The following is a 19,246-nucleotide window of genomic DNA, read 5'->3' on the forward strand; positions in this document are numbered from 1 at the left end:
TCTGCAATGCTTGAATCCCTCAACCCGCAGCCACAGGACAAGATCCTGCAGCTTATCTCGATGTTTCGCGATGACCCCAGGGGCGACAAGATCGACCTGGGCGTCGGCGTCTATAAGGATGCGACCGGGTTGACCCCGGTGATGCGCGCCGTGAAGACGGCAGAAAAGAAGCTGTGGGAAACCGAGACCACGAAAACCTATACCGGCCTTGCGGGGGAACCTGCCTTCAACGCAGCGATGGTGACGATGATTCTGGGGTCCGGATATGCTGACCGGGCAGCCTCGGTGGCTACGCCCGGCGGCACCGGGGCGATCCGGCAGGCGCTGGAACTGATCCGGCTGGCCGCGCCGGGGGCAACGGTCTGGCTATCGAACCCAACGTGGCCAAACCACCCGTCGATCATCAAGTATCTGAAGATGCCGATGGCTGAATACCGCTATTTCGATGTGGCGGGCGGGGGCATCGATTTTGCCGGGTTGATGGAGGATTTGTCGAATGTGAAGGCTGGCGATGCAGTTCTTCTGCATGGCTGCTGCCACAACCCTACGGGCGCCAACCTTGACGCCGGTCAATGGGATCAGGTGGCAAGACTATTGACCGATAGGGGCGCCATTCCATTTATCGACCTTGCCTACCAAGGTTTTGGAGACGGCCTTGAGGAGGACGCCGCAGCGACGCGAATGATCGCAGCCCGGTTTCCAGAGGTGCTGATCGCAGCCTCCTGTTCGAAGAACTTCGGCATTTACCGCGAACGCACCGGCGTGCTGATCGCGCTGACCAGCCCTGAGCGACGGGCCACGGTGCAGGGTAACCTCGCCTTTCTGAACCGTCAGAACTATTCGTTTCCGCCTGACCATGGCGCGCGGCTGGTGACGATGATCCTTGAAGATGCGGCGCTGACTGCCGAATGGAAGGCCGAGTTGGAGGAGGTGCGGAAGAACATGCTGAACCTGCGACAGACGCTGGCGGACGAATTGCGCAAGGCGACGAACTCCGACCGGTTCGATTTCGTCGCACGCCATCGTGGGATGTTCAGCCGGCTGGGCCTGACCGAAGCTCAGGTAGAATTACTGCGGAAAGAGCATGGGATCTACATGGTCTCGGACAGCCGGATCAACATAGCAGGGTTGAATGCCCGCACGCTGCCTATCCTTGCGAAAGCGATTGCGTCGGTGCTGTGATGATTGCACCGGCCACCGACCGCTTCGGTAACGCCATTGAGCCGGTGGTGCCGCTGGTCATCGGAGCGACTGGCCGTCGCGATCGGTGGCACGTGCCTGCGCTGATGAATGAGGTTGCCCGCTTTGTGATCGGCCGCTGACACATCATGCTTGCCATAGTCCTTTCCCTTGGCGCGGCGGCGACGTTTGCCCTTTCGGCAATGCTGATCGACCGGGTGAACGGCCGGGTTGCGATCCTGCAGCTTGCGCGGTGGCAGATGGGGATCGCGTTTGCCGTGACACTTGTTGTTTCGGCGCTACTTGGCAGTTGGCAGACGGTGGCTGCGTGGCAGTTCGGGTTGCTTGCCGCGTCGTCGGCTGCTGGCATCATGCTGGCCTCGCTGACCTATTTCGGTGCCATCATGTTTGCCGGGCCGCGCATTTCGGCGCTGCTTTTCACGCTCGCGTCGCCCTTCGCGCTTTTGATGGGGTATGTGGCGCTGGGCGAAACGGTATCGGCCGGCCAGGGCGCGGGCATCGCGCTGATCGTTTTCGGCATCATGTTGTCTATCACCGCTCCGGCTGACGCGCAGGTTGTCGGGCGCAGCGTCCGGCCGTTCTGGCAAGGAATAGCACTTGGTGTCATCACCTCGGTCGGGCAGGCGGCGGGTAGCCTGCTGGCCCGTCCGGCCATGGCGGCTGGGGTGGAGCCGGTGACGGCCATGGCGATCCGGTCCGGCCTTGGCTTTGCGTTCTTTCTTGCCCTGATGGTGACTCCAATGGCCCGGCGGGCGATGCCGCTTGGCCGATCAGAATTGCTGAACATTGGCGGCTCGGCCATCCTTGGCATGTTCATCGGCATGTCATTCCTGATGGCCGCACTTGCGCGCGGGGATGTCGGCATCGTCTCGACCCTGTCGTCGACCACCCCGATCCTGATCTTGCCGATGCTTTGGGCCACCACGGGCAAGCGGCCCACCGTCGCCGCGTGGGTTGGCGCGACCCTTGCGGTGGCTGGAACCGCCCTGATCAGCTTCGCCTAGCGCCCGGCAAGAACCGCCACGGCCACGCCAGATGCCATGATCATCGCCATGCCGATGAGCGCCAGCCCGTCTGGCATGTGCGAAAACACAAGCCAGCCGAGGATCGCCGCCCAGACGATGTGCAGATAATTCACTGGCGCCAGAAGCGAGGCGGGGGCTTCGCGATAGGCTGCGGTGAACATCAGGTGCCCGACAGTGCCCAGAACGCCCAGAACAACCATCAATCCAGCGTCGAAGGGAGATGGCATCGCCCCGCCAAGCGACCATGGCAGGAACGCCGCGAAGACCACCGTTCCAACCAGTGCCGTGTGGAACAGCATTGCCATCGTCGTTTCGGTTCGTGTCAGCATTCGTGTTAGAAGGTGGTAGACTGTGGCGCAGCCCGCGTTCACGAGACACAGCGCAACGCCAATCGGATCAAGCCCGCTACTCGGCCGCGCGATGATGAGCACACCCAGAAAGCTGCAGGTCGCAGCCAGCCAGCCGATCAGGCTTACTTTCTCGCCAAGGATCGGACCAGCCGCCAGCATCACCAGAAACGGTGCGATGTAGATGATCGCCACGGTTTCACCCACAGGCATCACGCGCAGCGCGAAAACCATGCTTATCGACGCTGCAGCCAGACAGGCACCCCGAAGCACCACGAGCCCAAGCCGGTTCGTGCGCCAAAGCCCAGTGCCGTGGCGCGGCATCATCACCCCCATCAACAGCACAAGATTCACGGAGTATCGCACCGCAAGCAGCAAGGGCACCGCATAGAGCATCGCCAGATGCTTGCTGACCGTATCTGACAGTCCGAACAGGAAGGTTGCCGCCACGACAAGCGCCACCCCCTTGAGCGCGCCTTCACTGCGCGGCGACGGGGAGATGGAGGGGCTGGTCATCTTGGTGGCTTTCGGCTTGGGGGTACACCTTAGCAACGTGCCCGGACGGGTGACAGGGCCATCAGGAAACAAAAGCGGCCCGTGGGGGGAGGACCCACGGGCCGTTCAGGTAATCTGGCAGGGGGAGGAGATCCCGCCAGGCAGAACCGAGGCCAGCAACGGCCGGCCCCGGCAAAGTCACATGTTGTAAGCGCGCTCGCCATGCGAGGTGAGGTCGAGCCCCTCGCGCTCTTGCTCTTCCTTGACGCGCAGACCCATTACCGCGTTTACGGCGTAGTACAGGACGGCCGACACCACGCCACACCAGATGATCGTTACCAACACAGCCTGGATCTGGACCATGATCTGTGTGCCCATCGCTGCGCCGCCGTAACCAATACCGCCCATCGACGGATCGTTGACCACCGCGGTACCGATCGCCCCGATGATGCCGGCGACGCCGTGAATGCCGAAGACGTCAAGGCTGTCGTCGTAGTTCAGTCTGTGCTTCACGGTCGATACGAAGAAGTAGCAGGCGACAGAGGCAACTGCGCCCAGCACGATCGCACCCACCGGCCCAGCAAAGCCCGCTGCCGGCGTTACCGCGACCAAACCTGTGACCAGACCCGACACCGCACCCAGCATGGACGCTTTGCCGCGCGCCACGATCTCGACCAGTACCCAGGCCAGCGTTGCACCGGCAGTGGCCGTGAAGGTGTTTATCATCGCAAGGCCCGCGCCGCCGTTGGCTTCGAGGTTGGAGCCGGCGTTGAAGCCGAACCAGCCCACCCACAGCATCGACGCGCCGACCATCGTCAGGGTCATCGAGTGCGGTGCCATGTTGTCTTTGCCGTAGCCGACGCGTTTGCCGATGATCAGGCAGCCAACCAGCGCGGCGATACCGGCGTTGATGTGCACCACGGTGCCGCCAGCGAAATCAAGCGCGCCCCAGCCGTAGATCAGCCCGTCCGAATCCCAGACCATGTGGGCGATCGGGAAGTAGACGATCGTCACCCACAATGCCACGAACACCAGAAGCGAGCCGAACTTGATCCGCTCGGCAAAGGCGCCGACGATCAGGACCGCGGTGATGCAGGCGAAGGTCATCTGGAACGAGATGAACACGAATTCGGGAATCACGAACCCGGCCGAGAAGGTGGCCGCCATCGATTCCAGCGTAACGCCGGACAGGAACGCCTTGCCCAGGCCGCCCCAGTAGGGCGACGGTGCATCCCCAAAGGCCATCGAGTAGCCCCAGAAAACGTAGATCACAATCACCAGTGCGGTGATAACCGTCGACTGCATCAGCAGCGAGAGCATGTTCTTCGTGCGCACGAGGCCGCCGTAGAACAGCGCCAGACCCGGCAGGATCATGAACAGCACCAGCACGGTCGAGATCATCATGAACGCGGTGTCACCCTTGTCCATCACAGGGACGACCTCGGCCACGACATCGGCTGCCGCCTCGGTTGTTTCGGCCGCCGCGTCCTGTGCCCATGCAGGCAGGCTGGCGAACAGCGACGCTGCCAGCGCGCCCAAGCCAGAATATTTCGCAAGTTTCATCATGTCAGTGGTTTCCCCTTGCCCCACGCGCATCACAGCGCATCGTCATCGGTTTCGCCGGTGCGCACCCGCACGGCATGTTGCACGTCGAGGACGAAAATCTTTCCGTCGCCGATCTTGTCGGTCTTCGCCGTTTTCTGGATGGTGCTGACAACCTGGTCGGCCAAACCGTCGGCAACGACAATTTCCAACCGGACCTTCGGCACGAAATTTACGGCGTATTCGGCGCCACGGTAGATCTCGGTGTGGCCAGACTGGCTGCCGAACCCCTTGATCTCGGTCACCATCATTCCGCGCACGCCGATGGCTGTCAGCGCTTCGCGGACTTCCTCAAGCTTGAACGGTTTGATCGCTGCGATAATGAGCTTCACATCTTTCCCCTTCTGTCGTTGCGGTCCCCCGAGGGCGCGGGATCTGGATTTGATGTGGCAGGGCAACGAGCGGGCAGCACAAGAAAACCGCGGCGAGAATCGGCCGGACGCGGGGCTCAGTTGCACAAATTTTGCACTTTTTGGAGGTGGTGACCAAATTTTAAGCGCTGGGTGAACCCGAATCGAGCCGCGCCAATCTGTGCTTTCCCGAAAATCCCGGTTATCCTTGGGCGCAATCAGATCGCGCAAAATGGCGGGCAGGCGGGCATGGCGGTAAAGAGTGGCGGGCGCAGGCCTTTGGTGGCTGACAGGCGCTATGCGACCAAGGCAACTGCGGGCGGCAGCGGGCCGCGCAAACCTGCCGAACCGTCCCGCAAGCCGACCCGACAGCGACGTGGGAGGCCACCGCGCAAACATGGGTTTGTCGTTGGCGCGGTTCTGGCGTTGTGGCGGATGGTCTGGGCCGTGATCTGGCGACTGGGGGTCGTCAGCGCGCTGATCCTTGCGGGGATAGTGTTCTATTTCTACGCTCAGCTTCCGCCAGTTGCCGACCTTTTGGATGCAAGGGCGCGTGGGTCAGTCACCATGCTTGACCGCGAGGGCAAGGTGTACGCTTGGCGCGGCGAGACATTCGGGGGCACAATCACAGCCGATACCGTTTCGCCCTACTTGCACGACGCCGTGGTGGCAACCGAGGACAAGCGTTTTTACTGGCACTTTGGCATCAGCCCGCGCGGCATCGCCAGCGCTATCCGCATCAACCTGTCCGAAGGGCGCGGCCCGTTGGAAGGCAACGGCGGTTCCACCATCACCCAGCAGGTTGCCAAGCTGTTGTGCCTGGGGGTTCCCTACGATTCGGCGACGTGGAAATCCGAAAAGGAATATGAGGCCGACTGCCGCCGCGGGGGCATTTGGCGCAAGTTGAAGGAAGTACCCTACGCTATGGCGATGGAGGCGAAGTATTCGAAGGAGGAAATCCTTACGATCTACTTCAACCGCGCCTACCTTGGCGCCGGCGCTCGCGGCTTCGAGGCGGCGGCTCAACGGTACTTCGGCAAGTCGGCGAACAAGGTGAACATTGCCGAAGCCGCAATGCTGGCGGGCCTTCTCAAGGCTCCCTCCACCTTTGCGCCGACGGCCAGCCTTGAGCGCGCCCGCGCCCGCGCCAATGTGGTGATAGGGCTGATGGAAGAGCAGGGTTATCTGACCGCCGCCGAGGCGGACGAGGCGCGCGACAAGCCGGCATCGCTGTCGAACGCAGCCGAGCAAAAGACCGGCGGTTTCTTTGCCGACTGGGTGATGGACACCGCGCCGGATTTTCTGGCGGGCGATACGACGGAAGACGTGATCATCGAGACCACCCTTGATCAGGGCCTGCAGAAGAAAGCCGAAGAGGCGCTGGCCTATGTGTTCGATACCAAGGTCAAGGCCGGATCAAAGGCGCAGGCCGCGATCGTGGTGATGAGCGCGGATGGTGCCGTGCGCGCAATGGTCGGTGGCCGCAATCTGCCGAACGCGGGCGACTTCAACCGCGCCACACAAGCGCTGCGCCAGACCGGTTCCGCGTTTAAGCCGTTCGCTTATGCCGTGGCGATGGACCTTGGCTGGTCGCCGATGGACTATGTCGAAGATATTCCGCTTACCATCAACATCCCCGGTTCGGGGCCGTGGACACCGCAGAACTACGACAAGGAATACAAAGGGGTGATCACCCTGACGCAGGCCTTGGCGGAAAGCCGCAACATCCCTGCCGTCCGCGTTTCCGAGGCGGTCGGGCGTGACCTTGTGCGCAAGGTCGCAACGGAATTCGGGATCGCCTCGAACATGGCGGACGGCCCGGCCTTGGCGCTCGGTGCCTCGGAATCCACGCTGATCGAAATGACTGGCGCTTATGCCGGCATCCTGAACGGTGGCTCTGCCGTGACACCATACGGACTGAACGAACTGCGGCTTCAGGGTGACGACGAGGTACTGTTCGGCAAGGGTGGTGGTATCGGCGAGCGGGTCATTTCCGAAACGGCCGCGCGCGCACTGACCTACATGATGTCTGAGGTTCTGATCTCGGGCACCGGCAAGCGTGCGCGATTGAAGGACCGGGACGCTGCGGGCAAGACCGGCACAACTCAGGGCGCGAGGGATGCGTGGTTTGTGGGCTTCACCGCCGATTACGTGGTTGGGGTCTGGATGGGCAACGACGACAACTCGCCCCTTACCGGAGTGACCGGCGGCGGTTTGCCTGCGGAAATCTGGCATGAGGTCATGATGCGGATCAACGAAGGCCTGCCTGCCACGCCACTGCAGATGGAAATTCCGCCGTCGAAGTACGTGGCTGCAGACCCGAACTATCAAGAGCCCACATACACAGATGCCCTGCCGGAGGAATACGTCGATCCAATGCCTGACATGGGCAGCGATGCTGGGCGAAAGGATATCGTCGAGCAGTTACTCGAAGACATTCTCGGCACGGGCAACTGACAGACGCGCGCGGGCCGGGTTGGCCCGCGCGCTGCCTTACAGGGCCTTGAGGTCGTTGATCAGGCGATCGAGATCGCCACCGCGCTGATCAAGCAATGCGCCAATCTCGGTGCGCTCGGACGCCAGCATATTGACGCCTTCGATGATGATATTGAAGAACAGGTTCTTGCCCGACTTGTCCGACACATGCCAACGCAGGTCAAACGGCGCCTCGCCCTGCAGATAGGCGGTCGAGATCACTTCGTAATAGCTCTTGATCGCACGGGCGTCATTCACCTCGATCTTGCCACCGATGAACTCGCGGAAGCGGCGTCCGTATTTCCGGCTCAGATAACCCTGATACGCCTTTGTGAAGGCGGAAAGCTGCCCCTTTGACGCCGATCGCGCAGCCGGCCCCAGCGCCGAGCGGGCAATCGTTGGAACGTCGGCGTAGCGCGTGAACACCTTTTCGAACTCGGGATACATGGCGTTCTGTGATTTGCCCGAGTTTATGATCCGGTTCACATCCCCCACGGCCTTGTCGATCAGTTCCTTGGCCTGATCGACCGTCAGTGCCGCGGCGGTGCGGGGCAGCGCGGCCGCTGCCACAATTGCAAGCAACCCGGCTGTGACGGCGCGGCGCGACGGTGAATGGGAGTTATTGGGCATAAGGGTCCTCATAGGGATCAATGAATGCATCGTCTTCTGCGGCACTGCCGGCTTCCACCTGGCCAAGCTCGAACCTGCGGTTCTGGAGGTAGAGCAGCCGCGCCTGAGCATAGCTGTCTGCGCTATCATATAGAATGGATTCGACCGTCTCGGAGAAGCGATCCCGATCACCAAGCAGTGAGAAAATCTCCGCCCCGGTTGCAACAGCCGACTCACGGTAAGGTAGCGCTTGACGAGCCGGGTTGAGAATAAAATCAACAACTAGCCCGGTCGCGTCCCGCGAAGTCGATGGTCCCCACAGCGGAAGCTCCAGATAAACGCCTTCGCCTACGCCCCAGACCGACAGAGTTTCGCCGAAGTCTGTGGGCCTCGATGGTAAGCCAAGTGCCGTTGCGGCATCAAAGAGGCCCACGACGCCCATCGTCAAATTCACGGCCAGCCTCAGTGAGTTGATGGCTGCATCGCCCACATTCGCCTGAAAGAGATCATTGGTGATATCGCTCGGCAGATCCAGCGTGTTTGCTACGTTGGCGATTACGCGCTGGGCCGGGTCCGGTACCACCGCGCCATATCCCTTAGATGCCGGGCCGAAGAGCATGCTGTCCACACCCCGGTTGAATTCATGCACTTCGCGATTGGCCTGCTCGTATGGGTCATTCATTTCGCCTGGCCCGGGCGTGCCAGCACACCCTGCAACGAACGCCGCAAGCGTCAAGGCGCCTGCAAAGTGCAGGGCATCAGACCGAATTAAGAAAATCCTCAGACCCATGCACCTAATGTCCGAACGAAGAAGCCCTTAGCACAGGACTTGGCAGGAATTGACAAGGCATATGTTCGTGACCTCGCCAACACAACCGTCCTGCGTTGCAGCCGTGCGACGGGCGGCAGAATGACGCTGGAAAGGTAGAGTGCGTGGCATGTCTGGAAAGACAGGATTTACGACAGGAGCGTCCGCCGGCACAGCGGAGCTGTATGCAGCGCGCAAGGTTCTGAAACCTGCCCTGTTGGTGGCGTTCGTCTTTTCGGTGTTCGTGAACTTGCTGATGCTGACGGCGCCGCTCTACATGCTTCAGGTCTACGACCGTGTGCTCGTCTCAAGATCGTCGGAAACGCTGGTAGCGCTTTCTTTGTTGGCCGCCGGTATGTTCGTCTTGATGGGGGTTATCGATCATGCGCGGTCCCGCATAACGGCCCGCATCGCTGCTCGGCTGCAGACGTCTCTGGATGGTCGGGTGCTTACGGCCGCGCTTGCACGGCTGCGCGCAGTGCCCAACGATTCGGCGGCACATTCGGCCCAGAACGATATCAATGAGATCGCTCGATTCTGGGCGTCTCCGGCGTTTTTGGCGATCCTCGACACACCGTGGACGCCGCTTTTCATCGCGGCGATCTTTGTCTTTCACCCGTGGCTCGGCTGGCTGGCCGCGTCGGGAGGTGCTCTGCTGCTGTTGGCGGGCTGGCTTAATCAGCGGGCCACAGACAAACCGATGCTGAATGCCAATCGCGCCGCGCTTGCGGCCGACCGCCAAAGTGATGCCTTGAAGGCAGAGGTTGATGTCACATATGCGCTTGGCATGGCCCCGGCGGCGCTTGCCCGTTGGCGTGCGCAAAGGGAGTTGGCACAGCGGCACAGCCTTTTGGCGGCGGACATCGCGGGCCGGTGGGCAGTCTTTACCCGCACGTTCCGGCTGTTCCTGCAGTCGGCTATGCTCGGGCTTGCCGCTTACCTGGCGATTGGCGGTCAGGTGTCCGGTGGGGCGATGATCGCCTCGTCCATTCTGATGGGGCGTGCCTTGCAACCGCTGGAAATGATTGTCGCGCAGTGGGCCACCGTTGCCCGCGCCAGGCAAGCGCGCCTGCGACTTGCCGCCTTGCTTGCGAACGCGCCAGCAGACCCACAGCGCACCCCGCTGCCGCGACCCACGGCGCGGCTCGAGGTTGCCGGATTGACGATCGTTCCGCCCGGTGGAAACGCGCCCTTGCTTCGCGGCATTGGCCTTGATCTGAGCGCTGGTCAGGCAATGGGCGTCATCGGAGGTTCGGGGGCGGGCAAATCGGTCTTGGCCCGCGCGCTGACCGGGATATGGAAGCCGGTTGCGGGACATATCCGTCTTGGTGGCGCCACGCTCGATCAGTATGAGCCATCGGTCCTTGGGCGCGCCATCGGTTACCTCCCGCAACGCGTTATCCTGTTCGAAGGCACGGTGGCGGAGAACATATCGCGCCTCGACACCGGCGCTGATCCTGCCCACATCGTGGCCGCAGCACATCTGGCTGCGGCGCACGACATGATTCTTCGCCTTCCGCAAGGCTATGACACGATCGTAGGCCCCGGCGGAGGCGGGCTTTCGGGTGGCCAGATGCAGCGTATCGGTCTGGCCCGCGCGCTTTACGGCAACCCGGTGATGCTGGTTCTGGATGAACCTGATTCCAGCCTCGACGTCGAAGGGTCCACCGCCCTTGCTCAAGCCATCCGCGGTGCAAAGGCGAGCGGTGCAATCGTGCTGATCATGGCCCACCGCCCGGCTGCCTTGCAGGACTGCGAGTCTCTGCTGGTGTTGAAGGATGGCAAAGTCGCAGCGATGGGCCCGCGCGACAGTGTACTGCGCGAGATGGTTCGCAATGCCAGCGATATCACCCGCATCTTTGCCCAGGCCGGTGCTGCATGAGTGACATGTCGATCCGTGCGCCGCTAGTCCTTGGACTTTTGGCCATCTTCGGGCTTGTTGCCGGCCTTGGCATTTGGTCCGTTTCAATGCCCCTCGCCGGAGCGATCATCGCGGAAGGCAGGGTGCAAGTGGAGCGAAACCGTCAAATCGTGCAGCACCCGGACGGCGGTGTCGTAACCGACATTCTTGTGCGGGAAGGTGACCACGTCACCGCAGGACGCGTCCTGCTGCGGCTCGACGGGGCCGCGCTGGACTCGGAACTTGCTGTTGTCGAAGGCCGGCTCTCTGAACTTGCCGCCGAAGGGGCGCGTCTGGTGGCGGAACGCGACGGGCTGGCAGCCCCGGCATTTCCGAAAGAGATGACGGTGCGGGCCCGGCATGACGTCGAGATCGCCGCGCAAGTCGATGGGCAACTGAGTCTTTGGGCGGCCAGACGCGCCGCCTTGATCGATGCCACTTTGCATTTGGACCGCCGCATAGATGAATATCGGGCGCAATCTGCCGGGATCGTTGCACAGATCGCTGCGGTCCGCGACCAGTCAGCCCTCATGGCGGCGGAGCTTGCCACCCAGAAACAGCTTGCCGACAAAGGACTTGTCATAGAGGGCGCGCTTTTGCCGCTCCGGCGCGAGATCGCCCGGCTGGAGGGCCAGCTTGGCGATCTTGTTGCCGCGCGCGCCCAGATTCTTGGCCTGATCACCGAGGTTGAAATGCAGATCGCCGACCTGGGCACAAGGCGCACCGAGGAGGCAGTCGCTCAACTGCGCGAAAATGCTCCCGTCATTCTCGAACTGACGGAACGAAAGCGGGCGATCCAAGGCCGCATGGCCCGACTTGAGCTGCGCGCGCCCGTTGATGGCCTGGTACTTGGCCTTCAAATCACCACCCTGCGCGCAGTTCTGCGCGCGGCTGAGCCCGCACTCTACGTTGTCCCGCAGGACCGCGCGCTGGTGATCAGTGCGAAAATCGCACCCGTCAATATCGAAAGTGTCCGGCTGGACCAGAACGTGGAAGTATCGGTCGCTGCGCTGGCCGATCACGACGCCCCGCGCCTTACTGGCAAGGTGACGGTGATTTCTGCAGATGCCTTGTCCGACGCAAATGGTGGTCCGCAATACTACCGGGTCGAAATCCTGCTCGACCCAACGCAAGCCGAGCGTCTTGCGCCGCGCAGGCTCGTGCCCGGAATGCCGGTCACTGTCTTTGTCCAAACGGGTGCGCGAACGCCGATGGCTTACCTGCTGCAGCCATTCACAACTTATTTCTCACGCGCGATGCGTGAAAGCTGACCGATGAGGCCAGCAAAAGGGTTCTGGCCGGTCGGTGGCAGGGACGCAGGCTTGTGAACCGGTGCTCTTGCCCCCACCTTCCCCATCGGTTTACCTTCGCCTCAGCCGCAAGGAGCCGCAAATGCACCCAATTGACCTCCGCCTCGCCGAACTCGGTGTTACCCTTCCCGACGCGCCCGCCCCGGCGGCCAATTATGTGCCTTTTGTCATCACCGGAAACCTTGTCCATATCTCTGGCCAGATCAGCCAGAACGAGGGCGGCCTGATCAAGGGACGCCTCGGCGATGATCTTGCAGTCGAGCAAGGCGCGGATGCAGCAAGGCGTTGCGCCATCTCGTTGCTTGCGCAACTGAAGAAAGCTTGCGGCGGCGATTTCTCGCGCGTGTCGAAAGCGGTGAAGCTGGTCGGTTTCGTAAATTCCACGCCTGAATTCACCGATCAACCCAAGGTCATCAACGGCGCCTCCGATTTCCTCGTCGCGGTTCTGGGTGAGGCCGGTCGCCACGCACGCTCCGCCGTTTCGGCGGCCTCGCTTCCACTGGGTGTCGCAGTGGAAATCGAAGCTATCTTCGAACTGCGCTGATGCGCGTCCCGCTGCCGGCAGGATTTCTCAGCCTGCCCATCGCCCACCGCGCCTTGCACGATCGCGCCCAGCGGCGTCCGGAAAACTCTCTCGGTGCGATCCGTGCGGCGATTGCCGCGGGCTACGGGATCGAGATCGATATCCAGCTTTCGTCGGACGGAGTTCCGATCGTCTTTCACGACGACGAGCTTGACCGTCTGACAGGCGAAACCGGCCCGGTTTCGGACCACCCTGCCAAGGAGTTAACCCGCATCCCGTTGCGCGATTGCGATGAAACCATTCCGACGTTGGCCCAAACGCTAGCCATCGTCGCTGGTCGCGTGCCGCTGCTGATCGAAATCAAGGACCAGACGCACGCAATGTCGGACACCGATGGCCGGTTCGAGGCCGCAATTGCAGCGCTGCTTTCGCTGTACCAGGGCCCGGTGGCCGTCATGTCATTCAATCCCTTTTCGGTGGCGCATATGGCTAGGTTTGCCCCCGGTCTGCCGCGCGGACTTACCACTTCGGCCTATGACCCTGCCGATTGGGCGCCGCTTTCGCCGGAAACCTGCGCGCGCCTTCGCGAAATTCCCGATTTTGACCGCACCCTTTCCAGCTTCATAAGTCATGAAGCGGCCGATCTTTCCCGTGAGCGCGTGGCCGATCTAAAGGCGAGTGGTGCGACGATCCTGTGCTGGACGATCCGTTCGCCTGAGGCCGAGGCTGAGGCGCGCCGCATCGCGCAGAATGTTACCTTCGAAGGCTACCTGCCACGCACCGCTTGACCCCAGCGAAACCCGCCACAGCTTCCTCTTCCGAGATATCATACTGGCGAGAGTGACCAGAATTCACCACGTCCGCCCGCAGCTACGAAGGCCGCTATGATGACTGACCTCACGCTTCATGACAGCCTTGCCGAAATCCCGGCCGCCGCGTGGGATGCGGTTGCCGCGCCGGAACAGGCGGACGGTCGACCGATTGACCCTTTTATAACCCACCGCTTTCTGGCGGCACTGGAAAGCTCGGGTTCCACCGGCGCAGGCACTGGCTGGCAGGCGAAGCCGCTTGCACTGCGCCGGGACGGGCAACTCATTGCCGTCACGCCGCTCTATGTGAAATCGCACAGCCAGGGCGAATACATTTTCGACCACGGTTGGGCGCAGGGATATGAGCGGGCAGGGGGCCGCTATTACCCCAAGCTGCAGATTGCCGTGCCGTTCACCCCAGCGACCGGGCGCCGCTTCCTCGGCGCGCCCGAACATGCCGAAACGCTGCTTCGCGCAGCAATCGACGTCACCGCGCAGAACCGACTCTCGTCGCTTCACGTCACGTTCTGCACCGAAGCCGAGGCTGAAACCCTTGCCGGCGTCGAGGGCACGCTGCACCGCGTCACCCAGCAGTTCCATTGGGAAAACCAGGACTATGCAACGTTTGACGACTTCCTCGCCCAGCTTGCCAGCCGCAAACGCAAGATGATCCGCAAAGAGCGGGACACCGCCCGCAGTCATGGCCTCACGATCCGCGCGCTGACTGGCGAGGAGATCGAACCTGCGCACTGGGATGCGTTCTGGCAGTTCTATCAGGACACCGGGGCGCGGAAATGGGGCACCCCCTACCTTACCCGCCGCGCCTTCACCCAGTTTCATGACAACATGCGCAATGACATGCTTCTGGTCCTCGCGTTCGACGGCAGTCGCCCGGTTGCCGGTGCGCTGAACTTCATCGGGCGCGATACGCTTTTCGGTCGCTACTGGGGGGCGACCCAGGATTACCCCTGCCTGCATTTTGAATTGTGCTATTATCAGGCCATCGACTGGGCCATCGAGAACGGTCTGCAACGGGTCGAAGCGGGTGCGCAGGGAGAGCACAAACTGGCGCGCGGCTACCTGCCGACACCGGTGCATTCGCTGCACTGGATCGCCGACGAAGGTTTCCGCAAGGCTGTCGCCCGCTATCTGGCCGAAGAGCGCCGCGCGGTTGATGAAGAAATCGAGGTGCTTACAGCCTATGGCCCCTTCCGCCGTGTCGCTTCGGAAGATTGAAAGGATGTTTCGATGCCTGCCCTGACTTTCTACACCAATCCACAAAGCCGCGCCCGGATAGTCCACTGGATGCTGGAGGAGGTCGGCGAACCCTATGAAACCATCCTCGTCCCGTTCGGACCTGAGATGAAAGCCCCGGCCTACCGTGCCATAAACCCAATGGGCAAAGTGCCGAGCCTGAAGATCGGCGACGAGATCGTGACCGAGGTTGCCGCGATCATCACCGTGCTGGCCGACGCCTTTCCCGCCGCCGGACTGATGCCTGCCAACCGCGCCACCTTCTATCGCTGGATGTTCTTTGGTGCAGGCCCGGTCGAGGCCGCCGTGACCAACCAGTCGCTTGGCGTCGAGGTGCCGCCAGAGCGGCGCGGCATGGTGGGCTACGGCAGCCTTCCGACAGTGCTCGAGACGCTGGAAGGCCAATTGAATGCACACTCGTTCATTTGCGGCAACGAATTCTCGGCCGCAGACGTTTACATCGGCAGCCAGATCGGTTGGGGCATGCGCTTCAAGACGATCGAAGCCCGCCCAGCCTTCAACGCCTACTGGTCTCGTTTAACCGAGCGCCCCGCGCTCGCGCGGTCGACAGCACTCAACGATGCGCTTTTGCCGAAAGAGTAAACATGGCCACGCTTCTGACGCCTGCTGAACGCAATGCCGGACTGCCGGGCTTGGGCGAAACCGGCTGGGCCGCCGTTCCTGACCGAGACGCGATCCGCAAGGTCTGGAAGTTCCGCAACTTTTCGGAAGCGTGGGGTTTCATGTCCCGCGCCGCGCTGTTGGCCGAAAAGCTGAACCACCACCCGGAATGGCGGAATGTCTACAACGTCGTCGACGTGACACTCACGACGCATGATTGCCATGGCCTGAGCGATCTCGATCTTAAGCTCGCCGAAGCGATGGACAGATTCGCCGGTCAAGCAGAGGTGCAGTGCGACCACGGCCAGCCTGTGCAATCATTATGCCAGGCGCGCGCGGCCCGATGACCGCGCAGGCCCCTTTTTCAAGCAATGAACCGTCAGACTTGCCCGAGCATGGTATTGCCGGCTGAAATCTCGCAAGCGCCCGCGGTCTCCTCAAGGTTCAGAACTTCGACGACGCCATCCACCGCCAGCAGCGAATAGCGACGCGAGCGGTCGAGCATCCCACGTTCCGGCACGGAATACTCCATGCCGATCGCCTTGGTGAAAGCCGCAGCTGGGTCTGCGATCACAAGAATGCCCGCCGCCGTGGCCCCTGTCGCCTCGGCCCAGCGCCGCATCACATGCGGGTCGTTGACCGAGATGCAGATGATCTCGTCCACCCCCTTGGCGCGCAGCGCATCTGCATTGCGTACGAAGCTAGGCATATGCGCGCTGTCGCAGGTTGGCGTAAACGCCCCCGGAACGGCAAAGATCACTACCCGCCGCCCCGCCAGCAACTCGCGCAATGGCACCGAAACCATGCCACCTTCCCGCATGTGCAGAAAGGTGGCGTCGGGCAGGGCCATCCCCGCCCGAAGCACCTCGGCCATGCCTCAGATCTCCGCCAGCAGCGCCTCGCCGGTGGAGATGTTGCACACTCCCGGCTCGTCAATGTTGGCCTTGGTGATCACGCCGTCCTCGATGACCAGCGCATAGCGGTTCGACCGCCCGACCAGCCCAAGATGCGCCGCGGTGAAATCCATGCCCAACCCTTTGGTGAACGACCCGTCTGCATCACCAACAAGGCTGATCCCTGCCTTCGTGGCCCCCGTGGATTCGCCCCACGCCTTCAGAACGAAGGGATCATTCACTGAAAGGCAGATGATTTCCTCGACACCCTTGGCGCGGAACGCGTCCGCCGTACGGATGAAGCTTGGGATATGGGCGGTCGTGCACGGTCCGGTGAAGGCCCCGGGAAGCGCGAACAGGATCACCTTCCGCCCAGCCAGACGCGACGAAAGCGAGAACGTCTCAGGCCCGTTTGCGCCCATTTCCACCAGCGTCGCCTCGGGCAGCTTGCCCCCAACAGAAATCGTCATGATTGCGTCCTCGTGCGTTGCGTTAGGTCAGATGGGGGATATAGGGTCCGTCCGTTGGGTCGGCCAGAGGAAATGCTGCAATGCGGGTGGTTGTAATCGGAGCGGGGCAGGCGGGTGCAGCGCTTGTGGCAAAGCTTCGCGCGCTGGGCCACACCGGCCCGCTTACCCTGATTGGCGACGAACCCGCCCCGCCGTATCAGCGCCCGCCCCTGTCGAAAGCCTATCTGATGGGCGAGATGGAGGAGGAACGCCTCTGGCTCCGCTCGCCCGAATTCTACGCGGACAACGACATCAACCTCCGCCTCGGCCATCCCGTCACCGCCATCGACCGCACCGCGAAGACTGTTCAGTTGGGCGATGAGGCCATTGCGTACGACGCGCTCGTTCTCACGACCGGTTCCTCGGCACGCAAGCTTCCCGCAGCCGTCGGCGGGGCCCTTCCGGGCGTCTACACCGTGCGCACGCTGGCCGATGTCGACGCGATGAAGGCTGAGTTCCAGCCCGGCCGCCGCCTGATCATCGTCGGAGGAGGCTATATCGGGCTAGAGGCGGCGGCTGTGGCGGCCAAGCTTGGCCTTGACGTGACCGTACTGGAAATGGCCCCTCGCATCCTGCAACGGGTCGCTTCACAAGAAACGTCGGATTATTTCCGTGCGCTCCACACCGCTCATGGCGTGCACATCCTTGAATCAACGGGCCTCGACCGACTTTTGGGCGAAACTCATGTCTCTGGCGCGCGCTTGACTGACGGGCGCGAACTGCCCGCCGATTTCGTCATCGCAGGCGTCGGCATCCTGCCTGGCACCGTGCTGGCCGAAGCCGCCGGGCTGGCTCTCGACAACGGCATCGCCACCAATGCGCTCGGCCAGACCTCGGACCCGGCGATCTGGGCCGCCGGCGACTGCGCCTCATTCCCGTGGCGTGGCGGGCGGTTGCGAATGGAATCTGTCGGCAATGCCATCGACATGGCCGAAGTCGTCGCCGCCAATATCCTTGGTGCGAACGAGGCCTATCTAGCGAAGCCCTGGTTCTGGTCCGATCAGTATGACTGCAAGCTGCAGATCGCGGGCCTGAATACCGGCTATGACCAGATCGTGACCCGCCCCGGCGAAGGCGATGCTGTGTCGTTCTGGTATTATGCTGGCGACCGCCTGATCGCCGTAGACGCGATGAACGACGCCCGCGCCTATATGGTTGGAAAGCGTCTGATCGAGACCGGCAAATCCCCCGACAAGGCCGACATCGCCAACCCGGGTACCGACCTCAAGGCGCTCCTCAAACGATGAGGATCATCGGCGGCACATCGCGCGGATTGCATCTAGCCCCGGTCGGTGCGGGTGACGTGGCTGCCCATCTCCGCCCAACGTCGGACCGTGTGCGCGAGGCGATCTTCAACCTTCTCATCAACGGCGGGTATGGTAACCCGGTCGCAGGTGCCCGCGTCCTCGACCTCTTTGCAGGGACCGGCGCGCTTGGGCTGGAGGCGCTCAGCCGTGGTGCCGCCCATGCCACCTTCCTTGAAACCGGTATTCCCGCGCTTGCCCTTATCAAGCGCAACATCGCACTGATGCGCGCCGAGGGCCGCACGACCGTTCTGAAGCGCGACGCCACCAGCCCCGGCCCCGGCACTCCGCATGGTCTCGTGTTCCTCGACCCGCCTTATGGCAAATCTCTGGGCCATTCCGCCCTGATCGCCGTCGCAGCCAATGGCTGGCTTGCCCCCGATGCCCTTATCGTCTGGGAAGAAGGCGTCCCGCCTGCCGTCCCGCAAGGGTTCGACGAACTTGACCATCGCAAATACGGCGACACTGTCGTCACCATCCTTAAGGTCGCATCCCAGAAAGCCGCGTCATGATCCCTTCTGCCGTCCTCTTTGATTGCGACGGGGTGATCGTCGACAGTGAAGGCCCAACCTTCCTGATGCTGCAAGCCGATTTCGCGGTCCACGGCCTGTCCCTGACCTTGCACGAGCTGGAAACTAATTGGATCGGCGCCACAGCAGAAGACCTGCACCTGCGCGCCCGGTCCGAAGGTGCAACCTTGCCCGACGATTGGGTCGCTGATTTCTACATCCGCCTCAACCGCCGCCTCGCCGAAGGTGTCCCGCTCATCCCTGGCATCCTGCCCGTGCTCGATGTGCTTGACCGCGCGGGCATCCCTTACGCGGTCTGCTCCAACGGGACCCTGCCCAAGATGCAGATCACCCTTGGCCAGCACGGTCTGCTTCCCCGGCTGAATGGCCACACCTATTCCGGTCAGGCACTGGGCCGACCGAAACCCGCGCCCGACGTCTACCTCCATGCCTCCCGTGCGCTGGCCGTCGCTCCGGAAACCACCGTGGTCATCGAAGACAGCCCAACCGGCGCGCGCGCTGCCCGCGCCGCCGGCATCCGCTGCTTGGGCTACGCCCCGCTCGGCTCCCATCCAGGCCTTGTCGCCGAAGGTGCTACGCTGTTTCACCGGATGAACGACCTTCCCGCCATGATCGGACTCTGACGGGCTTCCCTTGCCCCTGACATGCCAACCGGCTGGCCCGATCGTTGCCAGCCCATGAC

The 19,246-nt window shown here is 62.4% G+C and carries 21 protein-coding genes; 14 read left to right on the plus strand and 7 right to left on the minus strand.

The annotated features are described in order from the left end of the window. Positions 1–6 precede the first annotated feature (6 nt). Genes ACROUL_RS02520 through ACROUL_RS02530 form a run of 3 tightly spaced genes read left to right on the plus strand, consistent with a single transcriptional unit; the run spans position 7 to position 2,204 of the window. Positions 7–1,182: an aromatic amino acid transaminase gene (locus ACROUL_RS02520; protein ID WP_431297983.1), complete on the plus strand. Its 1,176-nt coding sequence runs from the start codon at positions 7–9 to the stop codon at positions 1,180–1,182. Further along, positions 1,182–1,322, plus strand: coding sequence for a hypothetical protein (locus tag ACROUL_RS02525; RefSeq protein ID WP_431297984.1), 141 nt, complete (start codon positions 1,182–1,184; stop codon positions 1,320–1,322). The genes ACROUL_RS02520 and ACROUL_RS02525 overlap by 1 nt, the downstream gene beginning before the upstream one ends. Before the next feature lie 6 nt (positions 1,323–1,328). Next, positions 1,329–2,204: a DMT family transporter gene (locus tag ACROUL_RS02530; protein WP_431297985.1), complete on the plus strand. Its 876-nt coding sequence runs from the start codon at positions 1,329–1,331 to the stop codon at positions 2,202–2,204. On the opposite strand, the gene ACROUL_RS02535 is transcribed toward ACROUL_RS02530, so the two are convergent. The 3 genes from ACROUL_RS02535 to ACROUL_RS02545 all read right to left on the minus strand — a co-directional run bounded on the left by ACROUL_RS02535 (position 2,201) and on the right by ACROUL_RS02545 (position 5,001). After that, a complete protein-coding gene (locus tag ACROUL_RS02535) occupies positions 2,201–3,088 on the minus strand; it encodes a DMT family transporter (RefSeq protein ID WP_431297986.1) in 888 nt (295 codons plus the stop codon). The two genes, ACROUL_RS02530 and ACROUL_RS02535, sit on opposite strands and share 4 nt — an antisense overlap. 177 nt (positions 3,089–3,265) lie before the next feature. Next, positions 3,266–4,633 carry an ammonium transporter gene (locus ACROUL_RS02540; protein ID WP_431297987.1) on the minus strand — a complete coding sequence of 456 codons (1,368 nt, stop codon included), beginning with the start codon at positions 4,631–4,633 and terminating at the stop codon, positions 3,266–3,268. Between the two features lie 29 nt (positions 4,634–4,662). Then, entirely contained in the window at positions 4,663–5,001 is a 339-nt protein-coding gene (locus ACROUL_RS02545) for a P-II family nitrogen regulator (RefSeq protein ID WP_305567554.1), read from the minus strand. A gap of 267 nt (positions 5,002–5,268) precedes the next feature. Between ACROUL_RS02545 and ACROUL_RS02550 the strand changes: the two genes are divergently transcribed. Then, positions 5,269–7,476, plus strand: coding sequence for a transglycosylase domain-containing protein (locus ACROUL_RS02550; protein WP_431297988.1), 2,208 nt, complete (start codon positions 5,269–5,271; stop codon positions 7,474–7,476). 36 nt (positions 7,477–7,512) lie between these two features. Here the strand turns inward: ACROUL_RS02550 and ACROUL_RS02555 are convergent, their stop codons facing one another. Then, positions 7,513–8,124, minus strand: coding sequence for an MlaC/ttg2D family ABC transporter substrate-binding protein (locus ACROUL_RS02555; protein WP_431301228.1), 612 nt, complete (start codon positions 8,122–8,124; stop codon positions 7,513–7,515). Continuing rightward, complete coding sequence (locus tag ACROUL_RS02560) at positions 8,114–8,893, minus strand: MlaA family lipoprotein (RefSeq protein WP_431297989.1); 780 nt, start codon at positions 8,891–8,893, stop codon at positions 8,114–8,116. Before ACROUL_RS02560 ends, ACROUL_RS02555 begins: the two co-directional genes overlap by 11 nt. Positions 8,894–9,041: 148 nt before the next feature. Here ACROUL_RS02560 and ACROUL_RS02565 point away from each other — a divergent pair, with 148 nt between their 5' ends. The 7 genes from ACROUL_RS02565 to ACROUL_RS02595 all read left to right on the plus strand — a co-directional run bounded on the left by ACROUL_RS02565 (position 9,042) and on the right by ACROUL_RS02595 (position 15,675). Continuing rightward, on the plus strand, positions 9,042–10,793 hold the full coding sequence (locus ACROUL_RS02565; RefSeq protein ID WP_431297990.1) for a type I secretion system permease/ATPase: 1,752 nt from the start codon (positions 9,042–9,044) through the stop codon (positions 10,791–10,793). A 5-nt stretch (positions 10,794–10,798) separates the two neighbouring features. After that, positions 10,799–12,082 carry an HlyD family type I secretion periplasmic adaptor subunit gene (locus tag ACROUL_RS02570; RefSeq protein WP_431301229.1) on the plus strand — a complete coding sequence of 428 codons (1,284 nt, stop codon included), beginning with the start codon at positions 10,799–10,801 and terminating at the stop codon, positions 12,080–12,082. A 121-nt stretch (positions 12,083–12,203) separates the two neighbouring features. Further along, positions 12,204–12,665 (plus strand): RidA family protein, encoded by a 462-nt coding sequence (locus ACROUL_RS02575; protein WP_431297991.1) that lies wholly within the window; start codon positions 12,204–12,206, stop codon positions 12,663–12,665. Beyond that, on the plus strand, positions 12,665–13,432 hold the full coding sequence (locus tag ACROUL_RS02580) for a glycerophosphodiester phosphodiesterase family protein (RefSeq protein ID WP_431297992.1): 768 nt from the start codon (positions 12,665–12,667) through the stop codon (positions 13,430–13,432). Before ACROUL_RS02575 ends, ACROUL_RS02580 begins: the two co-directional genes overlap by 1 nt. 96 nt (positions 13,433–13,528) lie before the next feature. Then, entirely contained in the window at positions 13,529–14,689 is a 1,161-nt protein-coding gene (locus ACROUL_RS02585; RefSeq protein WP_431297993.1) for a GNAT family N-acetyltransferase, read from the plus strand. Positions 14,690–14,701: 12 nt separating this feature from the next. Further along, entirely contained in the window at positions 14,702–15,310 is a 609-nt protein-coding gene (locus ACROUL_RS02590; protein WP_431297994.1) for a glutathione S-transferase family protein, read from the plus strand. 2 nt (positions 15,311–15,312) lie between these two features. Further along, positions 15,313–15,675, plus strand: a complete 363-nt coding sequence (locus ACROUL_RS02595; RefSeq protein ID WP_431297995.1) for a 4a-hydroxytetrahydrobiopterin dehydratase — start codon at positions 15,313–15,315, stop codon at positions 15,673–15,675. A gap of 32 nt (positions 15,676–15,707) precedes the next feature. Here the strand turns inward: ACROUL_RS02595 and ACROUL_RS02600 are convergent, their stop codons facing one another. Both ACROUL_RS02600 and ACROUL_RS02605 read right to left on the minus strand, forming a co-directional pair. Next, entirely contained in the window at positions 15,708–16,202 is a 495-nt protein-coding gene (locus ACROUL_RS02600) for a peroxiredoxin (RefSeq protein ID WP_431297996.1), read from the minus strand. A 3-nt stretch (positions 16,203–16,205) separates the two neighbouring features. Then, positions 16,206–16,691 carry a peroxiredoxin gene (locus tag ACROUL_RS02605; RefSeq protein WP_431297997.1) on the minus strand — a complete coding sequence of 162 codons (486 nt, stop codon included), beginning with the start codon at positions 16,689–16,691 and terminating at the stop codon, positions 16,206–16,208. An 80-nt stretch (positions 16,692–16,771) separates the two neighbouring features. On the opposite strand from ACROUL_RS02605, the gene ACROUL_RS02610 reads away from it, so the two are divergent. Genes ACROUL_RS02610 through ACROUL_RS02620 form a run of 3 tightly spaced genes read left to right on the plus strand, consistent with a single transcriptional unit; the run spans position 16,772 to position 19,187 of the window. After that, a complete protein-coding gene (locus ACROUL_RS02610) occupies positions 16,772–17,977 on the plus strand; it encodes an NAD(P)/FAD-dependent oxidoreductase (RefSeq protein WP_431297998.1) in 1,206 nt (401 codons plus the stop codon). After that, entirely contained in the window at positions 17,974–18,546 is a 573-nt protein-coding gene (rsmD, locus tag ACROUL_RS02615) for a 16S rRNA (guanine(966)-N(2))-methyltransferase RsmD (RefSeq protein WP_431297999.1), read from the plus strand. Before ACROUL_RS02610 ends, rsmD begins: the two co-directional genes overlap by 4 nt. Next, the gene (locus ACROUL_RS02620; protein ID WP_431298000.1) at positions 18,543–19,187 is read left to right on the plus strand and encodes an HAD family hydrolase; all 645 of its coding nucleotides are present in this window, start codon (positions 18,543–18,545) and stop codon (positions 19,185–19,187) included. Before rsmD ends, ACROUL_RS02620 begins: the two co-directional genes overlap by 4 nt. The last annotated feature ends 59 nt before the right edge of the window (positions 19,188–19,246 follow it).

The sequence above is a fragment of the Tabrizicola sp. BL-A-41-H6 genome, from assembly GCF_050632395.1.
In the GTDB taxonomy this organism is placed as follows: domain Bacteria; phylum Pseudomonadota; class Alphaproteobacteria; order Rhodobacterales; family Rhodobacteraceae; genus JAUYQR01.

Coding starts and splice junctions, on each gene's coding strand:
- ACROUL_RS02520 (WP_431297983.1), top strand. CDS start 7: ATGCTTGAATCCCTCAACCCGCAGCCACAGGACAAGATCCTGCAGCTT.
- ACROUL_RS02525 (WP_431297984.1), top strand. CDS start 1,182: ATGATTGCACCGGCCACCGACCGCTTCGGTAACGCCATTGAGCCGGTG.
- ACROUL_RS02530 (WP_431297985.1), top strand. CDS start 1,329: ATGCTTGCCATAGTCCTTTCCCTTGGCGCGGCGGCGACGTTTGCCCTT.
- ACROUL_RS02535 (WP_431297986.1), bottom strand. CDS start 3,088: ATGACCAGCCCCTCCATCTCCCCGTCGCCGCGCAGTGAAGGCGCGCTC.
- ACROUL_RS02540 (WP_431297987.1), bottom strand. CDS start 4,633: ATGATGAAACTTGCGAAATATTCTGGCTTGGGCGCGCTGGCAGCGTCG.
- ACROUL_RS02550 (WP_431297988.1), top strand. CDS start 5,269: ATGGCGGTAAAGAGTGGCGGGCGCAGGCCTTTGGTGGCTGACAGGCGC.
- ACROUL_RS02555 (WP_431301228.1), bottom strand. CDS start 8,124: ATGCCCAATAACTCCCATTCACCGTCGCGCCGCGCCGTCACAGCCGGG.
- ACROUL_RS02560 (WP_431297989.1), bottom strand. CDS start 8,893: ATGGGTCTGAGGATTTTCTTAATTCGGTCTGATGCCCTGCACTTTGCA.
- ACROUL_RS02565 (WP_431297990.1), top strand. CDS start 9,042: ATGTCTGGAAAGACAGGATTTACGACAGGAGCGTCCGCCGGCACAGCG.
- ACROUL_RS02570 (WP_431301229.1), top strand. CDS start 10,799: ATGTCGATCCGTGCGCCGCTAGTCCTTGGACTTTTGGCCATCTTCGGG.
- ACROUL_RS02575 (WP_431297991.1), top strand. CDS start 12,204: ATGCACCCAATTGACCTCCGCCTCGCCGAACTCGGTGTTACCCTTCCC.
- ACROUL_RS02580 (WP_431297992.1), top strand. CDS start 12,665: ATGCGCGTCCCGCTGCCGGCAGGATTTCTCAGCCTGCCCATCGCCCAC.
- ACROUL_RS02585 (WP_431297993.1), top strand. CDS start 13,529: ATGATGACTGACCTCACGCTTCATGACAGCCTTGCCGAAATCCCGGCC.
- ACROUL_RS02590 (WP_431297994.1), top strand. CDS start 14,702: ATGCCTGCCCTGACTTTCTACACCAATCCACAAAGCCGCGCCCGGATA.
- ACROUL_RS02595 (WP_431297995.1), top strand. CDS start 15,313: ATGGCCACGCTTCTGACGCCTGCTGAACGCAATGCCGGACTGCCGGGC.
- ACROUL_RS02600 (WP_431297996.1), bottom strand. CDS start 16,202: ATGGCCGAGGTGCTTCGGGCGGGGATGGCCCTGCCCGACGCCACCTTT.
- ACROUL_RS02605 (WP_431297997.1), bottom strand. CDS start 16,691: ATGACGATTTCTGTTGGGGGCAAGCTGCCCGAGGCGACGCTGGTGGAA.
- ACROUL_RS02610 (WP_431297998.1), top strand. CDS start 16,772: ATGCGGGTGGTTGTAATCGGAGCGGGGCAGGCGGGTGCAGCGCTTGTG.
- rsmD (WP_431297999.1), top strand. CDS start 17,974: ATGAGGATCATCGGCGGCACATCGCGCGGATTGCATCTAGCCCCGGTC.
- ACROUL_RS02620 (WP_431298000.1), top strand. CDS start 18,543: ATGATCCCTTCTGCCGTCCTCTTTGATTGCGACGGGGTGATCGTCGAC.